This window comes from Pirellulales bacterium (assembly GCA_019636335.1).
Lineage (GTDB): Bacteria > Planctomycetota > Planctomycetia > Pirellulales > JAEUIK01 > JAHBXR01.
In genome coordinates this window covers 197,210-220,056 of sequence record JAHBXR010000003.1, presented here as the reverse complement: position 1 = coordinate 220,056, position 22,847 = coordinate 197,210, and the positions used below count along the sequence as shown (strand labels likewise).

19 protein-coding genes are annotated in these 22,847 nt (G+C 63.7%); 13 read left to right on the top strand and 6 right to left on the bottom strand.

Features of this window, described 5'->3' with window-relative positions:
* Positions 1-29 precede the first annotated feature (29 nt).
* Positions 30-740: a hypothetical protein gene (locus KF708_04935; GenBank protein MBX3412042.1), complete on the bottom strand. Its 711-nt coding sequence runs from the start codon at positions 738-740 to the stop codon at positions 30-32.
* Positions 741-1,145: 405 nt separating this feature from the next.
* Here KF708_04935 and KF708_04930 point away from each other — a divergent pair, with 405 nt between their 5' ends.
* Positions 1,146-2,153 (top strand): ABC transporter ATP-binding protein, encoded by a 1,008-nt coding sequence (locus KF708_04930; GenBank protein ID MBX3412041.1) that lies wholly within the window; start codon positions 1,146-1,148, stop codon positions 2,151-2,153.
* Between the two features lie 65 nt (positions 2,154-2,218).
* Positions 2,219-3,301 carry an ATP-binding cassette domain-containing protein gene (locus tag KF708_04925; GenBank protein ID MBX3412040.1) on the top strand — a complete coding sequence of 361 codons (1,083 nt, stop codon included), beginning with the start codon at positions 2,219-2,221 and terminating at the stop codon, positions 3,299-3,301.
* Here KF708_04925 and KF708_04920 read toward each other — a convergent pair.
* Together KF708_04920 and KF708_04915 are read right to left on the bottom strand one after the other, a co-directional pair.
* Complete coding sequence (locus KF708_04920) at positions 3,298-3,756, bottom strand: hypothetical protein (GenBank protein MBX3412039.1); 459 nt, start codon at positions 3,754-3,756, stop codon at positions 3,298-3,300. The genes KF708_04925 and KF708_04920 overlap by 4 nt on opposite strands.
* 4 nt (positions 3,757-3,760) lie before the next feature.
* Positions 3,761-4,795: a polysaccharide deacetylase family protein gene (locus tag KF708_04915; GenBank protein MBX3412038.1), complete on the bottom strand. Its 1,035-nt coding sequence runs from the start codon at positions 4,793-4,795 to the stop codon at positions 3,761-3,763.
* A gap of 301 nt (positions 4,796-5,096) precedes the next feature.
* Between KF708_04915 and KF708_04910 the strand changes: the two genes are divergently transcribed.
* The 5 genes from KF708_04910 to KF708_04890 all read left to right on the top strand — a co-directional run bounded on the left by KF708_04910 (position 5,097) and on the right by KF708_04890 (position 12,574).
* Entirely contained in the window at positions 5,097-7,391 is a 2,295-nt protein-coding gene (locus KF708_04910; protein MBX3412037.1) for a VWA domain-containing protein, read from the top strand.
* A gap of 186 nt (positions 7,392-7,577) precedes the next feature.
* A complete protein-coding gene (locus KF708_04905; GenBank protein MBX3412036.1) occupies positions 7,578-8,768 on the top strand; it encodes a hypothetical protein in 1,191 nt (396 codons plus the stop codon).
* 108 nt (positions 8,769-8,876) lie between these two features.
* Positions 8,877-10,127 (top strand): PQQ-binding-like beta-propeller repeat protein, encoded by a 1,251-nt coding sequence (locus tag KF708_04900; protein ID MBX3412035.1) that lies wholly within the window; start codon positions 8,877-8,879, stop codon positions 10,125-10,127.
* Positions 10,128-10,155: 28 nt separating this feature from the next.
* Positions 10,156-11,415 (top strand): 3-phosphoshikimate 1-carboxyvinyltransferase, encoded by a 1,260-nt coding sequence (aroA, locus tag KF708_04895; GenBank protein ID MBX3412034.1) that lies wholly within the window; start codon positions 10,156-10,158, stop codon positions 11,413-11,415.
* Between the two features lie 577 nt (positions 11,416-11,992).
* The gene (locus tag KF708_04890) at positions 11,993-12,574 is read left to right on the top strand and encodes a methyltransferase domain-containing protein (GenBank protein ID MBX3412033.1); all 582 of its coding nucleotides are present in this window, start codon (positions 11,993-11,995) and stop codon (positions 12,572-12,574) included.
* On the opposite strand, the gene KF708_04885 is transcribed toward KF708_04890, so the two are convergent.
* Complete coding sequence (locus tag KF708_04885; GenBank protein MBX3412032.1) at positions 12,538-13,890, bottom strand: MFS transporter; 1,353 nt, start codon at positions 13,888-13,890, stop codon at positions 12,538-12,540. The genes KF708_04890 and KF708_04885 overlap by 37 nt on opposite strands.
* Positions 13,891-14,244: 354 nt before the next feature.
* On the opposite strand from KF708_04885, the gene KF708_04880 reads away from it, so the two are divergent.
* The 5 genes from KF708_04880 to KF708_04860 all read left to right on the top strand — a co-directional run bounded on the left by KF708_04880 (position 14,245) and on the right by KF708_04860 (position 19,970).
* On the top strand, positions 14,245-14,643 hold the full coding sequence (locus KF708_04880; GenBank protein ID MBX3412031.1) for a DUF309 domain-containing protein: 399 nt from the start codon (positions 14,245-14,247) through the stop codon (positions 14,641-14,643).
* Positions 14,644-14,803: 160 nt separating this feature from the next.
* Positions 14,804-16,219 (top strand): HAMP domain-containing histidine kinase, encoded by a 1,416-nt coding sequence (locus KF708_04875; protein MBX3412030.1) that lies wholly within the window; start codon positions 14,804-14,806, stop codon positions 16,217-16,219.
* Between the two features lie 48 nt (positions 16,220-16,267).
* Positions 16,268-17,677: a sigma-54-dependent Fis family transcriptional regulator gene (locus tag KF708_04870; protein ID MBX3412029.1), complete on the top strand. Its 1,410-nt coding sequence runs from the start codon at positions 16,268-16,270 to the stop codon at positions 17,675-17,677.
* 332 nt (positions 17,678-18,009) lie between these two features.
* A complete protein-coding gene (locus tag KF708_04865) occupies positions 18,010-19,053 on the top strand; it encodes a DUF1559 domain-containing protein (GenBank protein ID MBX3412028.1) in 1,044 nt (347 codons plus the stop codon).
* A 53-nt stretch (positions 19,054-19,106) separates the two neighbouring features.
* Complete coding sequence (locus KF708_04860) at positions 19,107-19,970, top strand: hypothetical protein (protein ID MBX3412027.1); 864 nt, start codon at positions 19,107-19,109, stop codon at positions 19,968-19,970.
* On the opposite strand, the gene KF708_04855 is transcribed toward KF708_04860, so the two are convergent.
* Complete coding sequence (locus tag KF708_04855; protein ID MBX3412026.1) at positions 19,965-20,906, bottom strand: hypothetical protein; 942 nt, start codon at positions 20,904-20,906, stop codon at positions 19,965-19,967. The genes KF708_04860 and KF708_04855 overlap by 6 nt on opposite strands.
* Before the next feature lie 36 nt (positions 20,907-20,942).
* Positions 20,943-21,548 carry a LemA family protein gene (locus KF708_04850; protein MBX3412025.1) on the bottom strand — a complete coding sequence of 202 codons (606 nt, stop codon included), beginning with the start codon at positions 21,546-21,548 and terminating at the stop codon, positions 20,943-20,945.
* A 224-nt stretch (positions 21,549-21,772) separates the two neighbouring features.
* Here KF708_04850 and KF708_04845 point away from each other — a divergent pair, with 224 nt between their 5' ends.
* Positions 21,773-22,765, top strand: coding sequence for a 50S ribosome-binding GTPase (locus KF708_04845; GenBank protein MBX3412024.1), 993 nt, complete (start codon positions 21,773-21,775; stop codon positions 22,763-22,765).
* Positions 22,766-22,847: the final 82 nt, after the last annotated feature.

Sequence of the window (22,847 nt, the reverse complement as noted above, 5' to 3'; positions counted from 1 at the left end):
AGCAATGGCGATACCAGCGTCGCGCGCTGCTAGCGCGGCTTCCAGCCATCGCCATCGAGTTGTTGGCGCCGCGTGACCTGTTCGACCCCCCGCATTGGCTGCGCGGGACCTTCTTCGAAGATCCAATCGGTCTTCAGGGTGCGACGCGGGATCGGCCGCAAGCGGGCCGGTTCGGCATAGGTGACGCGGTTACGCTCTGGCTGCCAGAGGTCGCGGACCTGGCTTTCACCACTTGGCGCCGGGGGCGGATCGCCGGCTCCGTCGTCTGCCGCAGGTGTCTCGTAGTTGTCCGGCCCCAGCAGGCCCGTGTCGGGAGGCGGCTCGAATCGGTCACGGGCAGGCACCGGCAACTCGCTGGGGGCCTGCAGGGGATTCTGCGTCGGTACGGGCAAGACGCCCGGCCCTCGAAAGACATTTTGCGTGGGGACGGGGAAGAATCGTCCCGTGCCGTAGTGCATTTCCTCGCCGCCGCCGTGACCGCCGCGTCCGCCACAACAAGGCCCGCCACACCCCCCGTCGATGCCGCATCCCCCTTCTGGTCCATATCCGGCATCGACGCCACACGAGTCGTATCCGTCGTAACAGCCGCCTCCACCGCCAGGCGCAATTCCCAGCGACCAGTCGCCGTGCAAGGTCCAACCGGTGCAACAGCAACCGGTAGTGGCGCCGAGCATGACAACGAGCGCAGCCGCGACAGCCAGCGAAGAAGCAATTCGCGTGCAACGTGCCGGGCGAGCCATGGCCCCGTACTCCGTAATTCCTTGCGCGAAGGTGACGAAAGCACCCCCTGTGCGCCATTCGATTCTTTGCACCGCAGTGAGACGGTGATCGATGCGCCATCGCAGAATGCCGCACGCGAGAGATCGGCAAAAACTGCCCCTTAAATTGAGCACAACCAGCAAACTCTTACTGAATCGCGCAGATTCACATCGGGGCTCATCCGGACCCGTCTACTGTCAATCGCCGGCCCCGAGCCACTTCGATTGACCGCATCAAGCGTCACTTCTAGAATCACATCCCCATGCCGAATCTGGACTTAGGCATTACAGGACCAGCCCAACACTGCCCGCCAAGCACCAACGTCGACCGGCACGGGCGTTCGATCCGTACAGGTATTAACTGAAGCACCCGCAAGGACGTCCGCCGTGCCCGATGCCCCGCTGCTCGAAATCCGCGACCTGAAGACCTACTTCCGCACCGAGCAGGGGCTGGCACGGGCGGTCGACGGGGTTTCGATCTCGGTCGGCCGGGGCAAGACGGTCGCCGTCGTGGGAGAGAGTGGCTGCGGCAAGACCGTCACCGCGCTCAGTGTTCTTAAACTCGTGCCGACTCCCCCCGGTGAATTCGCCGGCGGGCAGATCCTGTTCGAGGGACGCAATCTGCTCCCCCTCTCCCAACACGACATGCAGGCGATTCGCGGTGGCGAGATTGCCATGATCTTTCAGGAGCCCGCCACCAGCCTGAACCCTGTCTTCACGATCGGCGCGCAAATCGCCGAAGCGATTCGCCTGCACCGCGAGATCCCCGAGCGCGATATCCGCGGCGAGATGCTGCGCGTGTTGACCGAGGTGCGGATGAGCGAGCCAGAGCGACGGCTCGATCAATACCCGCACGAGCTCTCGGGCGGCATGAAGCAACGGGCGATGATCGCCATGGCGCTGGTCTGCGAGCCGAAGTTACTCATCGCCGACGAGCCCACCACGGCGCTCGACGTCACGATTCAAGCCCGCATTCTTGAACTGCTGCGCAAAAGCCAAGCCAAGCATGGCATGGCACTGTTGCTCATCACGCACGATTTGGGAGTCGTGGCCGAGATGGCGGACGAAGTGGTGGTGATGTACGCCGGTCGGGTCATCGAACGAGCCGGGGTGGATGAGTTGTTCTCGCGTCCCGCGCACCCCTACACGCGTGGCCTCTTCGACAGCCTACCGCGCGTCGATCGCCACGACGATGAATTGCGCGCCATCGAAGGCAACGTCCCTTCGCCGACGAGTTTCCCGAGCGGCTGCCGCTTTCGCGATCGCTGCCCGCTGGCGTTCGAAAAATGTACCGAGGAGCCTCCGCTAAGCGAGATTGCTCCGGGACATCACTCGGCTTGCTGGGTGGCGGATTCGCTCCTGACCACTCCCACACGCGACAGCGTGCCTCAATGACTTGTTCATCTCGTAATCCCGCACAGACCTAAGTGGCGCCGGCCGCCCGCCGGTGCAAGACACGGATGCCAGCATCTCCTCCCGCCACGTCGCTACCAGTCGCTCAATCCAAGCCGCACTCCGGCGCTGGCCCCCTGGTCGAAGTGCGCGACCTGGTCAAACACTTTCCGGTGCGCGGGGGAGTCTTCTCGCGCGTGCGCGAGTGGGTCAAAGCGGTCGACGGTGTCAGCTTCACGCTCGACCGAGGTCGTACGCTGGGCCTGGTGGGCGAGAGCGGCTGCGGCAAGACCACCGTGGGCCGCGTCATGCTCGCGCTCGTCCCGCGCTCGTCGGGCGAAGTGATCTTCGATGGCCAACCGATCTACCACCTGCCACGCCCGAACCTGCGCGAGCTACGGCGACGAATGCAGATCATCTTTCAAGATCCCTACGGCTCGCTCAATCCGCGCATGACGGTGGGCGCCATCGTCGGCGAGCCCTTGTGGATCCACCGCGTGGCGCGCGGCTCGGAACTTGAATCGCGCGTGGCCGAATTGCTGCGCCGCGTCGGTTTGCGCGGCGATGCCATGGGGCGCTACCCGCACGAGTTCTCCGGTGGTCAACGGCAACGTATCGGTATTGCCCGGGCATTGGCGCTCGAGCCCGACTTCATCGTTTGCGACGAGCCCACCAGTGCGCTCGACGTCTCGATCCGCGCGCAGGTCGTCAACTTGTTGCGCCGGCTGCAAGGCGAGTTCGGGCTGAGTTACTTGATGATCAGCCACGATCTGGGCGTCGTGCGGCACATCAGCCACGAAGTGGCCGTGATGTACCTGGGCAAGATCGTCGAGCAAGCGCCCACCGAAAAGCTCTACCGTGGTCCGCGACATCCCTACACGCGGGTGCTGCTCTCGGCCATTCCGATCCCCGACCCCAAACGCCGTCGCCCGGCGCTGGTGGCCCGCGACGACGATGTGCCCTCGCCGATCAATGTCCCGTGCGGTTGCTCGTTCCACCCGCGCTGCCCGCTGTACGAACTGAAGGGCAACCCGGCCGAGTGCCGCGAGCAAACACCGCAGTTACTGCCGGTGGGGGGCGACGTCGAACACCGCGTCGCCTGCCACTTTGCCGCCGAGAGCGGGGCGATGGCGGCCGACCGCGCAAGTTAACTCCGCGCAACTGCGAACCACAGGAGAAACACCACGCCGCCGGCGAAGGTTCCCAGCGCGACCCAGCGCAGCACATCTCCCGCGCCGGTCCAGGCCGTTTCTTCGCGCAGCGCTGCCGGATCTGCCGCCGCGCGATCGAGCATGCGCAGCTCGTGACGTGTGGCCATCCGGCTGCTCTGCAGCGCGCACAGACTGGTGCCGATGCTCGCCAGGAAATCGATTCGCGCCAGCGCCAGTAGAAACCTCAAACGCCCCGTAGGCGCGGGCAATTGCCCCTGGGTCCAAAACACCGACAGCGCCAGCGCCGCGCAACTCAACAGCAGGATCACCGCGTCGAAGCGTGTCGACGCCTGCACCTCGGCGGCGTGCAACACGGCACGCGCGCCGAGCAGTTCCTCTTGCCGATCATCCTGCGGAGTGCCGCAGGAGGCGGCCGCGGGGGTTGCGTCTTCCAAGGAGTTAGTTCTCCTTCGCCTCAGGCTTCGGCACGTCCTTGCCGAAGCGTTCTTCCCAACGGGCCATCATCTCCTTCCAGTTGGTGAAGACGATCCCCTCGCGCTTGAGGAACTCCTTCACCTGTGGGTCGGAGAACATCTGGGCCTCCCACGCACGCTGCTGCCACGAGCCCGTGATGTGCTGCAGGCCAGGCGTCGACGTCGACGGGTGGAAGATAATCTCCGTGATGCCGGGCTGCAGGTCGCGAATCTGCTGGTAGAACTTCTCGAGCTTCTCGTCGTAGGTCTTTCCCTCGGGTACCGCGTCGAACCAGTCGAGCTTCGGCAGCTTGTAGTTCACCAGCATCGAGCGGAGTTGCTCGGAGACAGGAACGCCTTGCTTGCGAAACTTCTCGGCCACGCGGTCCGATGGTTCGATCACCATCGCCGGAATGCGATACTCTTCGGCCACCTTGAGATAGGCCGCCGTGTAGTCGGGGCGCGCGTAGAGAGCTCCCATGTGCGTGTCGATGTGGCTCGGCTTGATCCCCCGGCTCAAGGCGCGCTCGACCTGGGCCCGGATCTCGGTCTCGATCTCGTCCCCCTTCGCCTTGGCCACCAGTGGCAGAATGTCGCGGTGCAGGTACCCCTCGCGGTCGATCATGTTGGGCACCTTCTCGCGCGGGGCAACGGGCCCCCAACGGTACCATTTCCACTCGCTGTTCATCGCCAGGTGGAGCCCCATGTCATGCTCGGGATGCTCCTGGTACCAGTTCGCGATCTCGTTGAACCAGGGACAGGGAACCATCATCGCCGCCGACTGGATGTCCCCCGCGGGCAGATAGTTCTTGGCGGCCTCGTTTGCTTCGTAGCACATGCCGATGTCGTCGGCGTGCAGGATCAGTACCCGGGCGTCGGCCGGATAGCCGAGCTTTTCTCCCCAGGTTTCGGCCCGAACGACCGTCGCGCCGCATGCCAACAGCGACAATGCGAGCACGAATAATTGGCCGCAACGTCGGCCCAGAAAACGAAACGAATGAACGCAGGTCGAATGGTTCAAGGTGCTTCTCCGGCGTGTAGGCAGGTCGAATTGGTGGGCAAGCGGCCTCGCTGTCGCTGACCCAAGTTCTCACGATGGTAATCGCCCCGCCGAGCAGTTCAAAGGCGCTGTTTCGGCCCGATTCCGATCGGCCATCCCCGCGTGGCAATTTTCTTGGGAACTTTCGCCCGCGGCCGGGCGTCTCAATTTCGTTCCGCCGTGCGCCCCGCTCCGGGGCGAGGCGGGTGAATCTCCCTAAGGACTGCTGGCCAAGCACGTTGGAAATAGGGATCCCGGCATGCTTCCCCTGGAAGGAATCGAAATGAACGCATGTACTCATCCGGCGCGAGCCACGAACGGCCTCGCATCGTCCTTCGTGCTTCCGGTGCTGATCGCCATGGCGCTGGGCGCGACGTTCACTTCTGTGTCACGGGCACAGGGTTTGTTGGTCGTTACCGACCCCGCCCAACGTGTGCGTCTGCCTCGGCCGATCCTGCCGCAGCCGACGCAGCCCAGCTATAAGATCGACGAGCTTTCGGTCGACGTGCGGTTGGTCGATCAAATTGCGCGAGTCCAGGTCTCGCAGACCTTCGAGAATACCGGCAGTTCGACCCTCGAGGCCGAGTTTGTCTTCCCGCTTCCCTACGACGGCGCCGTCGATCAACTCACGCTGCTCGTCGACGGCAAGGAGTACCCCGCGAAACTGCTTTCGGCCGACGAGGCCCGCAAGCTGTACGAAGAAATCGTGCGCAAGAATCGCGATCCCGCGCTGCTCGAGTGGATCGGCACGGGCATGTTCCGCACGAGCGTCTTCCCGATTCCCGCGGGACAGAAGCGCACGGTCACTTTACGTTATTCGCAGATCTGCCGCACGGACCGCGGACTGACCGACTTCGTCTTCCCGCTGAGCACGGCGAAGTACACCTCGCGCCCGATCGACGACGTCAAACTGAAGGTGACGATCGAAAGTGCCATCGAGATCAAGAACGTCTACAGTCCCAGTTACCCGGTGAACATCGAGCGTCCCGACTCGAACCACGCCACCGTGACTTACACGGCCAGTAAGTCGATCCCGCGCGACGATTTTCGATTGTTCTACGCGGTCGATCCCGGCAAGGTGGGGACGGCGGTATTGAGCTATCGCCCCACGGATGAGGACGAAGGGTTCTTCCTGCTCTTGGCCAGCCCGCGCATCGAGGCGCAGGCCGCCGAGCGTCCGGCAAAGACGGTGGTCTTCGTCGTCGATCGCTCCGGCAGCATGAGTGGGGAAAAGATCGAGCAAGCCCGCGGCGCGCTCAAGTTCGTCTTAAATAACCTGCGTTCGGGAGACTTGTTCAACATTGTGGCCTACGACAGCGAAATCGAGCTCTTCCGGCCGGAACTGCAGAAGTTCGACGACGAGACCCGCCAGGCGGCCCTGACGTTTGTCGAGGGACTCTACGCCGGGGGGAGCACGAACATCGACGGCGCGCTGACCGCCGCGCTAGGCCAGCTCGTCGACAATAGCCGCCCCAACTATGTGATCTTCCTCACCGACGGCTTGCCCACCCAGGGCGAGCAAAACGAGGCGAAGATCGTCGCTCGCACGAAGGAAACGAATCAAGTCCGCGCGCGGATCTTTCCCTTCGGCGTGGGATTTGACGTGAACAGCCGGCTGCTGGACAAGCTCGCCCGCGTAAATCACGGCCAAAGCGAGTTCGTACAACCGAACGAGAACATCGAAGACCGCGTGAGCCGTCTTTATCGCCGCATCGAATCGCCCGTGCTCACCGACGTGAAAATCGAGTTTGTCATGGACGAGGCGGGCAACAGCTCGCCGGTCAATCGGCTCTATCCGCGCGAGAACTACGACCTGTTCGAAGGCGAACAGCTCGTCCTCGTCGGGCGTTACCGCAAGCCAGGCAACATCCAGGTGACGATTTCCGGCCAGGTTCACGGTGCGCGGCAAAGTTACGACTTCACCGCCGAGCTGGTCGAGAAGAGCAAGGACGACAGCTACGCCTTCGTCGAGAAACTGTGGGCCATGCGTCGCGTCGGCGAGATCATCGACGAGATCGATCTCAAGGGCAAGAACGACGAGCTCGTCCGCGAGTTGGTCGAACTGGCCACGCGACATGGCATCTTGACCCCCTACACGTCGTTCCTGGCCGACGATTCGACCAACCTGCACGAGACGGCCGCCAACGCCACGCGAGCGGGCGTCGCACTCGAACAACTCTCGGAGACGAACGGTCAGTTCGGCTTCCTGCAACGTGCGGCCAAGTCGTCGCTGCAAAACGCGCAGATGGCCGCCCCGGCGGCCTTGGGAGCCGTCGGTGGCGCCGACGGACTCGTGCGCGGACTCCCCTCGCTCCATGCCGATGAAGAGGAGTCGGTCGTCGACAACGTGCGCAATCTGGGGGCCAAGTCGTTCTATCGCCGCGCGAATCGCTGGGTCGATTCGACCGTGTCCGAAGAAGCGGAGAAGAACGCCATCCGTCTCGTCCAATTCAGCGACGACTACTTCAAGCTGGCCGACCAGCATGGCCGCGAGATCGCCAGGTACCTGGCCTTCGATGAACCCGTGCTGGTGAATATCGAGGGCCAGACCTACTGGATCGATCCCGCCACCCCCTAACGCGGGACGGGACATGGGGCAGAGTCCCCTCGCCGGGCGAGTAGTCGTGCCACGGGTGCGCTACTCGCCCGACCGTTTTTCACGAGCGGGCCATCCGTCGCCGCTTTCCCGCTTTGGCCGTCGTCCACTACAATATCTCGTCGCAGGCGATTGGCTCACCAGATGCGCACTTCGGGAGATTCGTGGATGCGGTTCGCTTATCACATGGCCCTGGCCGGGTTGGCTCTAGGGCCGGCTGCCTCGGGTTTTTCCGCCGAACTGACACCCCTGGTGAACCAGCTTCGCTCCGTGGGCCCCATGGCCTCCGGCAATCGTGAAGCCATGCAGGCCTGGCAGCAGTTGAGCAACGCCGACGCGGAGCAGTTGCCCGAGATCCTCTCCGGCATCGACGGCGCCGGCCCGCTGAGCGCCAACTGGCTGGCCGCGGCGGTCGAGGCCGTGGCCGCGCGCGAGATGGCCAAGGGGGGCGCGCTCCCGGCAAAGGAACTCGAGGCCTTCGTGCTCGATACGAGCCATGCCCCACGCGCGCGGCGACTGGCCTTCGAGTGGCTGACGCGAGTCGACCCGAGCACGCCCGACCGTTTGATTCCCGACATGCTCGACGATCCGAGCGTGGAGTTCCGCCGCGATGCCGTCACGCGACAGCTCGACACGGCCAAGTTGGAAGAAGAGGGCCAGCAGAATGCCGAGGCGATCCGGTCGTATCGTCGGGCGCTCGACGCTGCCCGCGACGTCGATCAGATCAAGCTCATCGAAGGACGCTTGACCGCACTGGGCGAAACGGTCGATCTGCCGAAGCACTTCGGTTTCATCATGGAGTGGAAGCTGATCGGGCCCTTCGATCACACCGGATCGATCAACTTCGACAAGGCCTTCCCGCCGGAGTCGGAGATCGACTTTGCCGCCACCTACGAGGGGAAGGATGGCGCCGAGATCTCGTGGAACGATCACCAGACCGAGGACCAGTACGGCACCGTCAATCTGAACACGGCCATCGCCAAGCACAACGGCGCGATTGCCTACGCGGTGGCGGACTTCGATTCGCCGGCCGATCAGCCCGTCGAATTGCGTTTGGGCTGTATCAACGCCAACAAGATCTGGCTCAACGGCCAGCTCGTTCATCAACGCGAGGCCTACCACGCCGGTTCCGAGATCGATCAGTACATGGCCACCGGCGCGATGCACCAGGGCAAGAACCGCATCTTGCTCAAGATTTGTCAGAACGAGCAGAAAGAAGATTGGGCCCAGGACTGGCAGTTCCAACTGCGCGTGTGCGACGCGACCGGCACGGCCATCCTGTCGACCGATCGCCCGCCGACCCCCGCCAAGGCGATCAGCCCGCAACCTGCGGCCGCGTCTGCGGAAGATTCCAACTAACATTGGCAACCGTGGCACCGGCTGCCAGCCGGTGCTTGGATTGATAGGAAGAATTACTTTAGGCCTCGCACAGGCCGGCGGCCTGTGCCCCTTTGTTGTCGGATTGCTATGACACAGAAATCTGCCCCCACGTGTTCACGCGTTTCGAGCACCCTGTTGCTGCTCTTGACGACGATCCCCATGCTCGGCGCCGACTGGCTCGAGTTTCGTGGCAACGCCAACCAGAGCATCGCCAGCGGCTCGACCTATCCCTTGAAATGGAGCGCCCAGGAAAACGTGGCCTGGAAATCTCCCCTGCCGGGGGCGGGCGTCTCCGGACCGATTGTGATCGGCAATCGGGTCGTCATCACCGCCTCGAGCGGCATCAAAGATGATCGGCTCCACGTGATGTGCTTCAAGACATCCGATGGTTCGCTCCTGTGGGAACGGCGTTTCTGGGCGACCGGCCGCACGCTGCATCATCCGACCAGCTCGGTTGCCGCGCCGACACCGGCCTCGGACGGCGAGTCGATCTTTGCCTTTTACTCGTCGAACGACCTGATCTGTCTCGACCTCGAAGGAAATCTCCGCTGGCTGCGCGGTCTGACGCACGATTACCCCACCGCGGCCAACGACGTCGGCATGGCTTCGTCGCCGCTGGTCGTGGGGAATACGGTGATCGTACAGTGCCAGTCTCAGGGAGAATCGTTTGCCGCCGGCATCAACAAGAAAGACGGCACCGATCTGTGGCGTCACGATCTGACAAAGACGGCCTGCTGGACGTCGCCGACACTCTTCCGTGCCCCGGCCGAAAATGGCGCCTCGACCGACGTCGTGCTGATTCAGTCTCCCGATCGTACGACGGCCCACGATCCTGCGAGCGGCAAGATCCTGTGGAGCTACGACGCTTCTTGCCAGTCGATCGCTTCGTCGTGCAGTGCCGACGGCATCGTCTACTTGCCGGCCGATGGACTGACCGCGCTCAAGCCTGCTGCGAAAGACGGAGCGGTCGAGGTGCTGTGGAAGTCGAATCGCCTGGGGCCCTATGCCGGCAGTCCGGTGTTCGACCGCGATTTGATCTACGTCATCAACCGCTCGGGCGTGCTCGCCTGTGCCGACGACAAGTCGGACATGAAGTGGCAGGCCCGGCTGAAGGGAACTTTCTGGGCCACGCCCGTCCTGGCGGGCGATCACATGTATTGCGTGAACCAGGATGGTCTCACGCTGGTGGTCAAGCTGGGCGAAAAGGGAGAAGTCGTGGCCGAAAACGAACTGGGCGATTCGGTGCTCGGATCCCCCGCGCTCGTCGACGGGGCGATCTATCTTCGCGGCGTCGGCCACCTGTGGAAGATTGCCGACGCCACCCAGGCCAGCAAGTGAGGGAAACGCGGTGAGCGATTCCCTGGAGATGCAACCTGGTGGAACCGTGGCGGGCACGATTCGCCCCCCCGGCTCGAAGAGCATTACCAATCGCGCGCTGATCTGTGCCGCTTTGGCCAAGGGATCATCCCTTTTGACCGGAGCGCTCGAGAGCGACGACACCCACGTCATGCTCGACTCGCTCGCGCGACTTGGTATTTCTGTCAACGCGAACCGGCAAGCGCATACGATCTCGGTCGCCGGTTGCGGTGGACGTATTCCGGCACGCGAAGCCGAGTTGTTCATTGGCAACAGCGGCACCAGCGTGCGTTTTCTCTCCGCCATGCTGGCCCTGGGCGAAGGACGCTATCGTCTCGATGGCACCCCGCGGATGCGCGAGCGGCCGATCCAAGATCTGGCCGACACGTTGAACGCGCTCGGCGCCCGGGTGACGTGCGAATCGCCGGGAGGCTGCCCGCCACTGGCGATCGAGGCGAGCGGCCTGCAAGGCGGCATCGGCAGCGTGCGTGGTGACACGTCGAGCCAGTTCACCAGCGGACTGCTCATGGCGGGCCCCTACATGCGCGAGGGGCTCGATCTATCGATTACCGGCGCTATCGTCTCGCTGCCGTACATCACGATGACGGCCGCGGTCATGTCGTCGTTCGGAGTCGACGTGGTCGATCTCGAGGCGTCGCGCTATGTCGTGCCGACCGGTCGCTACCAGGGGCGCACGTACGACATTGAGCCCGACGCCTCGGCCGCGAGTTACTTCTTCGGGGCAGCCGCCATCACGGGGGGCGAAATCGCGGTCCAGGGCCTTTCGCGCCACAGCCTGCAGGGAGACGTGGCGTTCGTCGACGTGCTGGAAAAGATGGGCTGCCAGGTCGAGTTCGGACCTTCGCACATCAAGCTGCGCGGCGGAAAGCTGCGCGGCATCGACGTCGACATGAACCCGATCAGCGACACGGTGCAGACGCTGGCGGCCGTGGCGCTCTTTGCCGACGGCCCGACGACGATCACCGGCGTGGGACATATTCGCCATAAAGAGACCGACCGCATCGGGGCGATGGCTGCCGAGCTGCGCAAGCTGGGCGCGAAGGTCGACGAGTTCGACGAGGGGCTGAAGATCACCCCCGCCACGCTGCACGGGGCCGAGCTCGCCACCTACGACGACCATCGCATGGCCATGAGCCTGGCCCTCGTCGGACTGCGACAAGCGGGCGTCAGAATCCTCGATCCCGGTTGCACGGCGAAAACTTATCCAGACTTCTTCCACGACCTGGCAAGAGTGCGCCGCAACGCGTGACACGGTGAGAATCTCCACGATCCCTCCGCGTCTCCGCGCGAGTTCTGCCCGCGGCGCGAGCGCATAGAAACGTCCGCGGTGCCCCGTGGCGACCGCGGGCGTTTCTGTCTTGTTGTAGCTTGCAATCAAAGAAGCACCGTGCTCACGCACGGCGACGCGCTACTTTTTCTTCTTCGCGGCCTTCTTCTTCGTCGCAGCCTTCTTAGCAGCTTTCTTCTTGGCCACCTGTTGGGCCTCCTGACACGTAACCGGCGACCTCCTTGCCGTTTGCCGGGCTGGGTCCGGAAGCTCGGCAGGGGTGCGCCGCGGGAACAACTCAACTGCCTGCTTCGACCGTGACGCGGCTCAGCGACGCCGTCACCTGTCTTGGGTCGGCAGCATGTCTCCGGGTAGAATCGGCACGCATCGCTTCGAGTCGCGCCGCGCTTGGCTTCGTCGCCAGCAGCAGGCGTGACATCGATCTCTTCACAATCCTACGCATTCGCCTCCATTGTGCAAGATAATTTCGTGGTCTGAGCTCTACGCACATCGCCGCGCGGCAGCGCGGCGCTTCGGCGCGATCTTTGCGCTGCCGATCGTGAAGCGCGTGCGCGAAGTGGTCGTGGCACACGTGCAGAACGGAGCTCGCGTGCTCGAAGTCGGCGCCGGGGCGCGCGAGATGGAACGCACGCTCATCGCGGCGCGCCGCGAGATCATGTACGAATCGTGCGACATCGATCCCGGCACGCGGCACGACTACCGCGATCTCGCCGCGATCGAAGGTCCTTACGACATCGTGTTGGCGCTCGAGGTGATCGAACACCTCTCGCTCGAAGAAATTGGTCCCTGGCTCGCGCGGCTGCACGCGCTGCTGGCGGCCGGGGGCACATTGATCCTCAGCACGCCGAACACGTACTATCCGCCGGCCTATCTGCGCGATGCCACGCACCGCACGCCTCTCTGTTACGACGAGCTGGCGGCGCTCGTGGAAATGGCGGGCTTTTCGACGCGCGAGATCGTGCGCATCTACCACGATCCCCTGCATCGCAAGCTGCTGCGGCGCTACCTGCTCGGCTGGCTGTTTCGCGCGATCGGCATCGACTTTGCCCGGCAAATCGTGCTCGTGGCGCAAAAGCCGGAAGATCAAGCCGACGCTTCGGCCGCGTCGAGCGATTCCTGAGCCGACTGCCGCATCCAGCGCTGCAGGCGGTCCATGTCGCCCGTCACCGTGCGGGCCGCGGCGAGCAAGACGACCGTCAGCACCACGCCCAGCACCGGCACGATATACATGGCCGAGTGGAGTCCCGCGGCGCGGAAAGGGGCCAGTGTTGTTTCATCGAACACGGTGACCCCGGCCTCGCTGGCGGCGCGGATCGCGAAATGATCGCTCAGAAAGCCGGTGCCGATCGGCCCCATCGACGCACCGAAGACGTACATCGCACAGAAGTAGAGTGCCATGGCGGTGCCGCGCAAGCTGGGTTCGACGACATCCTGCAACGTCGAGTAGACCGTCGAGTAATAGACGTACATCACGCCGCAGCCGGCGCTCATCAGGATCAAGAAGCCACGCGTATCCCCCGCCGAGCAACCTAGCGCCAGATAGACCAACGGCACGGAAAGCAATAGGGCGAACGACCCGACGAGCATGCGACCATTCGAACGAGAACGTCGGACGCGATCCCCCAGCCAACCGCCCAGGAACAGGCCGGGGATGCCCGAGAGCCCGTAGATCACCATCGACATGATGCCCGCCTCGCGCACGTCCACCTCGTGAAAGCGCATCAGGAAGGGGGCGAGAAACGCCGCGATGGCATACATGTTGAAGTTGTGCAAGGCGCCCGAGGCAATCAACCACCAGATCGTCGGCGTGGCCAGCACCAACAGATAGGGCGAACCTTCGCGCCGCTTGTCGCCGATGGCGTGCTCTTCGGTAGCGCCGCGTGCAGGTTCTCGAATCCACAGCGTGGCCGCGGCACAAAGCAAACCTGGCAATCCCGCGACGAAGAAGGCGGTTTGCCAGTCATACCGATGCGCGATGATACCACTGACGGCGTAGCTCAACGCGATGCCGACGGGCAACCCCAGCATGAAGACGGACATCGCCTTGCCGCGACCTGCTGGCGGGACGAGATCGGCAATCAGCGAAGTCGCCGCCGGCGCGCAGGTGGCTTCCCCGACGCCGACCCCCAAGCGGATCACGAAGAGTTGCCGGAAGTTCGCCGCGAGACCCGACGCCGCGGTGAGCAGGCTCCAGACAAATACGCCCCCCGCCAGAATGCGCGAGCGATTTCCCCGATCGGCCCAGCGTCCCAAGGGCACGCCCACCACGGCATAGAGCAGCGTGAACGAAGTGCCGAGCCAACCCATTTGGGTATCGCTCAACTGCCAGTCCTTGCGAATGAGTTCCCCCACCGCCCCCAGGATCTGGCGGTCGAAGAAGTTCATCGCGTTGATCGCGAAGAGGACCGCGATCGCGAACATCGTGCGCGAAGCCATGGGCACGGATTCCCTGCCTGCTCGTGAAGAGACTTGCCGAAGTGGCCTCACCGCCTGCTTCCCCCGGGCGGCGAGTCGGAGCATTGTGGGTGCCGGGATGGCGGCGGTCAAACAAAATCGGCGCCCCCCGACGCCCAGCATTATCATCGTGCGGAGGGATCGCCCCTGGCGTTCCGTCCCCAGCAACACGGGCAAGTCCGGCCTCCGCCTCACGTCCATCGCATACAAGCCCCTGCCGAGTTCGTCGCCAGCCGCGCGTGACGGACCGCCGTGGTATCTGCCGCCATCGGACAAATCACGTATAATCGGGCCTTCGACGTTCGCTCACTCTGACAAGCCGAAGCGAGACGCCCCTTGTCCGATACCCCCGACTACGATCCGCTCTACCTGGCCGGCATCGAGCATTTCAACGTCTGCGACTTCTTCGAAGCGCACGAAGTCTGGGAGGAATTGTGGACCGACGATAGCAGCGACTCGCGCAAGTTCTACCAGGGGCTGATCCAGGTGGCCGTCGCCCTGCACCATTTCGGCAACGGCAATCTGCGCGGGGCGAAGAAGCTGAACGTGGGATGCCGCAAGTATCTCGATCCCTATCGTCCCTTCCATCTCGGGCTCGATCTGGAGAAGTTTCTCGCGCAGCTCGACGACTGCTTCACCGAGGCGATGGCCTGCGAAGACGAGTTTCCACAAATCGAAATCGACGCAGACCGCATTCCCGAGATCCATCTCGAGCCACCCCCTGGCGCCGATTAGCGCAACACGCCTGTCGAAAAGATCGACAGACCGGGGGACCTCTGGCTCGCCCGAGGCCTTGATTTCTCGGGTGGAACCGCCATCGGAATGGTTCTCGCTTTTGCGCTCGATTTGCTAGGATGACGGCATCCCGCACCATCCCCGGCTTATCTCCCACGCCATGCGTTGGCCCATACGCCTTCAGTTGCTGCTGCCGAATCTTGCCGTGGCCACGGTGGCGATTTTGTTGCTAAGCGTGGCGATGGCCGTCGTCAGCAGCCGGCGCGAGCGCGAGCAACAGCAAACGCGTCTTTCGCAGACTGTTTCCACGCTGGCGGCTGCCACGTTTCCGCTGACCGATCCGGTGCTCGAACAGATGACTGGTCTTTCCGGCGCGGAATTCGTCGTGCTCGATTCCCAGGGGGGCGTACGGGGCAGCACGTTGCCGCTCAAGCCATCGGCGGGGAGCGAGTTCGCCGCGTTGCCGCTCGATCGCGAGCCCGACGCCATCGGCCACACCACGTCGCTACGGCTCCACGAACAGGATTACGTTGCCCACCGCGTGCTCCTGCGGCGATCGGCCTCGCAGCCGCGCGTGGGAGACTCGCTGGTCGTGCTGTACGCGGATACCCGCTGGAGCGACGCCGCCTGGAACGCGGCTTTTCCTCCCTTGGCGATCGGCATGCTCGCGGCACTGGCCGTGGTGGTCGTCAGCTTGTTGCTATCGCGACGGCTGGTGCAGCCGATCGAGCACGTCCGGCGCCATGCCGCTTCGATCGCCTCGGGCGACTTTCGTCCCATGCAATTGCCGCTGCGCGACGACGAGACACGCGACCTGGCCATTTCCATCAACGATATGGCGGCCCGGCTGGCGCGTTCGGCCGAAGAGATCCGCCGCCGCGAACGCCTGGCGACGCTCGATCAACTGGGAGCCGGCATGGCGCACCAGATGCGCAACTCGGCAACGGGGGCCCGGCTGGCGATCGAGCTCCATCGGCGCGGGTGCAGCGAGGACGACGAATCGCTGCGCGTGGCCGCCGACCAATTGCGGCTGATGGAATCGCACGTGCAGCGCATGCTGGCCCTGGGCAGCCGCGCCGAACCGCAAGAAGGGGTCTCGCTCGATCACATCGTCGACGACATCGTGCGGCTGCTGCAACCGCGAGCCAAGCATCAGCACATGCGGCTCGAGTTTACGCGTCCGGCGGAACCGGTCTTGCTGCGTGGCGATGCCGGGGCCTTGGGGCAACTGGTCGTCAACCTGGTGACCAACGCCCTCGACGCCGTCGAACGTCTGCCGGTCGAAGCGCGCAAGGTGACCGTCGAGTTGACGTCCATTCCGCGCCAGCCTGTGCGGCTCGACGTGCGCGACACCGGCCCCGGCCCCACCGCCGAGATCGCGCGGACTTTGTTCGAGCCGTTCGTCACCGACAAGGCCGACGGCACCGGCCTGGGCCTGGCCGTGGCGCGCGAAATCGCGCGGGCGCACGGCGGCGATATCACCTGGAGCCGCGAGCAGGGAACCACCTGTTTCCGCGTCGAGCTGCCGGCTCCGCGCGACGTGAAACTGAAATCGGAACTCGTTCTGGTGACTTAGTGCGGTCGAGCGCGCGGCGGCGTCCGATCCAAGAATGGAAGTGCGATCATGGCGAATCTGCTGGTAGTCGATGACGAACCGAGCATCTGCTGGGGACTCTCTCGCTTGGGAGGCGAACTGGGCCATACCGTGCGCACGGCGTCCAGTGCCGAGGAAGGACTCGAGCTCGCCCGGAGCCATGTGCCCGACGCGGTGATCCTCGACGTGCGGCTGCCCGGCATGGATGGCCTGACCGCACTCTCGGCCTTCGGCGAGATGGCCGAGGCGCCGCCGGTGATCATCATCACGGCCTATGGCGATTTGCAAACCGCCGTCGATGCCGTGCGCAAGGGGGCCTTCGAATACCTGGTGAAACCGTTCGAGCTCGACGTCGCGCAACGGGCGATCGAACGAGCGCTCGATAAGCCCTCGGCTCCCCAGCCTGCGCCGGCCGCCGCGCCGCCGATCGCCGAAATCCCACAGCAGATCGTGGGTTCGTCTCCACCCAGCCAGGAGGTTTTCAAACGCATCGCGCTGGTCGCCGATTCGGACGCCTGCGTCCACATCCACGGCGAAAGTGGCACGGGCAAGGAGTTGATCGCCCGGGCCATTCACCGCTACAGCCGTCGTTCGACCGGCCCCTTCGTGGCGGTGAATGCCGCTTCGCTCAGCCCGTCGCTGGCCGAGAGCGAACTGTTTGGACACGTGCGAGGGGCGTTCACGGGCGCCGAGCAGGCACGCCAGGGGTTGCTCGAGCACGCCGACGGTGGCACGTTGTTTCTCGATGAGGTGGCCGACATTCCCCTGCCGGTGCAGGTCAAGCTGCTGCGCGCACTCGAGTATGGCGAGATCCTACCGGTGGGGTCGAATCAGCCCGTGCGGAGCGATTTCCGCGTCATCTCGGCCACCCATCAGAACCTGCACCAGTGCGTGCTCGAAGGGACATTTCGCGAAGACCTCTACTACCGCCTGGTGACGTTCGAGATCCACGTGCCGGCCTTGCGCGATCGACCGCAGGATATCTCCGAGCTTGCGGAGCACTTTCTCGATCTTTTCTCCGCGCGCACGGCCACGGCGCGTCCCCATCTGACGGACGAGACCCGGACGGCGCTCGAATCGCGTCCCTGGCACGGCAATGTGCGCGAGTTGCGCAATGCGCTCGAACATGCGATCGTTGTCGCGCGCGGCGGTCAGATCCTGCCCGAGCACCTGCCGCCCCCCATTCGGCGCAACGAGCCAGGCGTGCAAGACTGCGCAGAAACCTTGTCCGCGCTCATCCGCAACTGGACGACCGCCGAATTGGACTCGACCCCCCAGGTCGACGATCTCTACACGCGCTTGCTGAAGATTGTCGAACCGCCGTTGCTGAAGACGGCGTTGGCGCGCAATTCTGGACAGTTTCTCGCCACGGCGCGCCAACTCGGCCTGCATCGCGTGACGTTGAAGAAGAAGCTCGATCAGTTCGCCAACGACGAGTAAGGTGATTACTCGAACTCATCACTTCGCGCACACCTGCTACATCAGCGTGCAACGCATGCGTGCCGTGTCGTTTTCCTTGACTTCGCTGCGGATACTTTCGACAGCGAACGATGAAATCTCGTGTGGCGATTTGCACTGACCACACGTAACTGCTTGCGCCGCAACAGATCAATCTTTTTCGATTCATCTGGCACGCCAAGTGCTTTGCTGCGGCGGCGAGCCACGAGCTCACGGACTAGCGCACGGCGATCGCCAACCGCAATCGCTTTCGCTGCGTGCCCTTCTTTCCCCAAGCGGTTGTGTGTCGAGTTGTCATCGAAAGGACGTTTGCCATGCCAAAGCGCTCTGGCTTTACCCTGATCGAGCTCCTGGTGGTCATGACGATCATCGCCTTGTTGGCGGCCTTGCTGTTGTCGGCCGTGCAACGCGCCCGCGAGGCTAGTGCGCGCACGTCCTGCCAGAACAATCTCAAGCAGCTTGGCCTGGCCATGCATAATCACGAATCGTCACACAGTGCGCTTCCCTACTCGAAGCGTTCGACGAAGCCGCAGCGTAGTTGGGTGCCCGACCTGCTCCCCTTTCTCGAGCAGGCGAACGTCGTCAGTAATGCAAACTACGATCTCAGCCAGAACTGGTGGCGTAACAGCGCCGAGGCCGACGATCCCCTCATTGCCAACCAAGCGATCCCGAATGGCAGGACGTCGCAGTTGTTTCTCGAAGTGCTGATCTGCCCCTCGACCCCGATCAAGGAACGCATCGAGAACAAGATCGATACCGCGTCCGGCGACAAGATCGGCGCGTGTGGCGACTACTTCGCTCCCGAAGGGGTGAACATCGCCATCAACACTGAATTGCCGACGGAACTGCAGTTGAACTTCGGCACGTCCACCGTGCTACCCGGCGCGTTGCAGCCCTTCGAAGACAATCTGCCCAACATTTCCACGGGTAATACCTATCCGTACGCGTATCGCACTTCGACGCTGCAATCGATCACTGACGGCACCTCGAACACGATCCTGTTCGGCGAATGTGCCGGCCGCGAAGACGTGTGGCGCGATCGCGTGATGCGTCCCTCGCAGACCGACAAGGCCTTGCCCAACTGCGCTCGTGCCCGTGGCGGCGCCTGGGCCACGAACGACAATCCCTACGTGATCGGCACCCGCGTCGATTGGTGCGGCGGTACGATCCCTGGCACGATGAAGATCAATAACTCGAACGAATACGGTCACCTGTACTACAGCTTCCACGACGGTGGCGCCGAATTCTGCTTTGCTGATGGCTCGGTGCGATTCCTCTCGGACAAGATCGGACTATGGACCCTCGCCGCGCTCACCACGCGCTCGAACGGCGAGGCGTTGAGTTCGAACTCGTATTAACCGAGCGTGCCCATGGCCTGGTCAGGTCCGGAAGATCCTCAGGAAGCCGCCGCATGACGCGTGCCGCCGATTCGCCTTCGCCCGACGAAGCATATCCCCAACTCGGACGAGAGCTGAAGGTCTCGTTCGCTTGTCCTGGCTGTCAACGCGAGGGCTGGGTCTGCTGGGAACACTTGCGGCTGGGCATGCGATGTCCGGCCTGTGATTGCCGTTTCCAGATCGGCCCCGACGGAAAACTGCACTCGCAGCATGGAACGTTGCGTGTACAGTTCTCTTGTCCTCGTTGTGGGCATGTGGGAGCGGCCTCGTCGACAGCAATGCTCCACGGCGCCGAGTGCCTGGGCTGCGGGCTTCAGCTTTTGCCGGGCCCCGACCGCCAGCTCTATGGTCCACAGGAACTAGCGGCGGCGCAGCGTCTCGCACGCGAAGAGGCTGTTGCTGAAGCGATGCGCTGGCGGCCATCGGCGAAGCCAGAACCATCGCTCCGCGCGATTCCTCGCTGGTCCTTCGCCGTCGGCGGTGGCATCGTTGCGTTGTTGCTGGGGGGGCTCTGCCTGGGCCTGCTCGCGCGCGACGACTCATGCGAAACGGCCGCGCTGCGGTTCACCCAGTATTGTCTCGACGGAGACTGGGAGCACGCGCAGGCCTCACTCGTCGACAACGAATTCCAACGAATGGAGTTCGAACGCTGGCGCATCATGCACTTTGCCTCCATCATCTCGAAGGTGCGTCCGCCGGGAGACGATGTCGAGGTCGTGCTGCAACTCGCCGAGGAGCGCGAGGCGGAACACGTGATCCAGGTACGGCTCATCTCCGAGTTCTTCGGCGAGCGCCGGCACGTTCAGCGCTGGAAGCGAGATGAAGTCGGCTGGCATTTCGACGTGGCGGCTTCGCTGAAACAATCATCGAACTCATGACGAAGTTGCCAGTCGCAATCGCAGCCCTTGCACGCGAAAGAGCCGGCCGATCTGTCCCGATTCACGAGGCGGCTTCACGACCCAGCTCCACTCTCCCAGTCGTTCGACTTCGAAGCGCCGGTCGAGATAGTCGGCCAGGTCGGTGGTGCGCGTCAGTCGATACGTGCCCGGCGTTCCCCATTCCCCGCCGGGCAGGTAGTGGATGAAGCAAACCTGCACGGTATCGGAAAAGTAGATTCGTCCCTCGGGCGCAAGCAGGAGCGCCAGACTGTCGACGAACGTGGCTTCCATGCGCCGCGCCAGCGACTGCAGCGCCTCGGTCCAGGCATTCGAGGCGTGCAAGGCAGCAGCATCGGCTTTCGAGAATCGCTCGGCAACCAGGCTGGCGATGCCCGTGGCGACCGCCACGTGCAGTTGGCACAGCACGCACGAGGCCACGATGAGATCGTAGCCAACGGCGGGATTGCCGGCCTCGCCGTGAGCCTGGGGAGCAAACGGTCGCGGCTGGGTCTGCGTGGCCAACTCGACCAGTGCATCGTGCCACCGCGCAAACGTTCCCTGCGACAGGGAGAGCGTCTCGGCTGCTGCTAAGAACGAGGCCGAGACACCCGTCAGGTCGGCTACTTCGTACGCGACTCGATCGCCGGTCGACCCCGACAGCCCGGCTTCGCGCATGCCCGCCAGGAGCGCCTCTTCGTCCGAGTCTACCAGGTGAACACGCTCGAACTGCGCGGCGAGTTCGGCGAGGGGAACCTCCTCACAACGACCTGCCCCCAGCACGAGTGCCGTGCGGCGCGAGTTCCTTGGCGACGCCGTGTCGAGGATCCCGCGGCGGCTGATCGCGACGTGATCGTCGGCCTGGGGGCGCAGCTTTGTCCAGGGATGCGTCTGCCCGCCACTACCCGAGACAAACAGTGGGTCGGGCGAGCGATCCACGCCTGCCCCCTTTCCAGACCGACGGATAGGCCACGCTTAGAATTGCACCTTTGGGGCCTGGCGCACTTCGGGAGACTCGACCTCGAACAACTGGGCCTCCTGGAAGCCGAACATGCCGGCGACCAGCACCGTGGGGAAGGTTTCGCGCTGCGTGTTGTACTGCATTACCGAGTCGTTGTAGGCCTGGCGTGCGAAGGCGATTTTGTTCTCGGTCGAGCTCAATTCTTCCTGCAGGGCGAGCATGTTCTGATTCGCCTTCAGGTCGGGATAGGCCTCGGACAGGGCGAACAGGCGTCCCAGGGCACTCCCCAGGGCTCCTTCGGCGCCGCTCAAGGCCGTCATGGCGGCGGCATCGCCCGGGTTGGCCGCGGCCCGCTGACCGGCCGAGACCGCCTGATTGCGGGCCTGAATCACGGCCTCGAGCGTCGACTTTTCGTGATTCATATAGCCTTTGGCTACCTCGACCAGATTCGGAATCAGGTCGTTGCGGCGCGTGAGTTGCACGTCGATCTGCGAGAAGGCATTCTTGTAGCGGTTTCGCAGGGTTACGAGCCGATTGTAAAGCGTGATCAACAGCAGTGCCCCGATGAGCACGATCGCCCCGATCACGAGGAGCGCCATCAAGCCGGCACCAAGCGCCATGTTCGTCAACTCCCTGGAACGCGGTGAAACAGGCCCGTCGATAAAGCGTAGCACGCCGCCGCCACGCGCGGACGTATCATAGCACGCCCCCAGCAGGTCGCGTCCACCCTTTTTGCGGTGGAGTTGAAGCCTTTCGGCCAGCGGGTACCATCGCGGAAAGTCGTGGCGAGGCACGACGAGCTCGCCCCTGCCATCCCGCCACTCTTCCCCAAACAGAACGTTTCATGGCCGCCAATCTCACGCCGCAGTATCTGAAGGCCGAGGAAGAGTACCGCCGCGCGGCCACGGTCGAAGAGGAGGTGAAGTGGCTCGAGGTGATGCTCCGCGAGATTCCGAAGCATAAGGCCTCGGAAAAGATGCAGGCCGAGCTGAAGCAAAAGCTCAGCAAGGCCAAGAAGGAAGCCGAGGTCGAGCGCAAGAGCGGCAAGAAGAGTCATGGCGTTCGGATCCCCCGCCAAGGCGCCGGCACGGCCATCCTACTCGGTGGACCGAACTCGGGCAAAAGCCAACTGTTGCGCAGCTTGACGCGTGCCACGCCCGAAGTGGCCCCCTACCCTTTCACCACGCGCGCCCCTCAACCGGGCATGATGCCGTGGGAAGACGTCTACGTGCAGTTGATCGACACGCCCCCGATCACGCCAGATTTTCTCGAACCCTACATGCAGGGGCTCATCCGCGGCGCCGATCTGGCGGTGCTGCTCGTCGACCTGGGAGACGACGCCGGCATCGAGCAAACACAAGAACTGCTCGACAAGCTCAACGAGACGAAGACCCGCCTGGCCGGTCAATCCTATCTCGACGAGGACGATCTCGGGCTCTCCTACACGCGCACGCTCCTTGCGCCCAACAAGATCGATCTCTCCGACGCAGCGCTGCGACTCGAACTGTTTCACGAGCTCTGTCCGCTCGACTGGCCGGAGTACGTCATCTCGGCCGAGCATGGCACGGGCCTCGAAGACCTGCGCAGGGCCATCTACGAATCGCTCGACGTGGTCCGCGTCTACAGTAAGCTTCCCACGCACAAAGACCCCGACTACGAGAAGCCGTATACCCTGCGGCGAGGCGGCACCGTGCTCGACATGGCCGAGATGGTCCATCGCGACTTCGTCGAGAACTTCAAGCATGCCCGCGTGTGGGGCCCATCGGTCCACGGCGGCAGCACCGTCAAGGGAGACCACGTGCTCGAAGACAAGGACATCGTCGAGCTGCACGTCTAGCAACCTGGGGAAGAATGCCCTCGTGGCATTCTTCCCCCGCGCCAGGTTCGCAGCAAAGCTGCTCACGGCTCGCAAAATCACA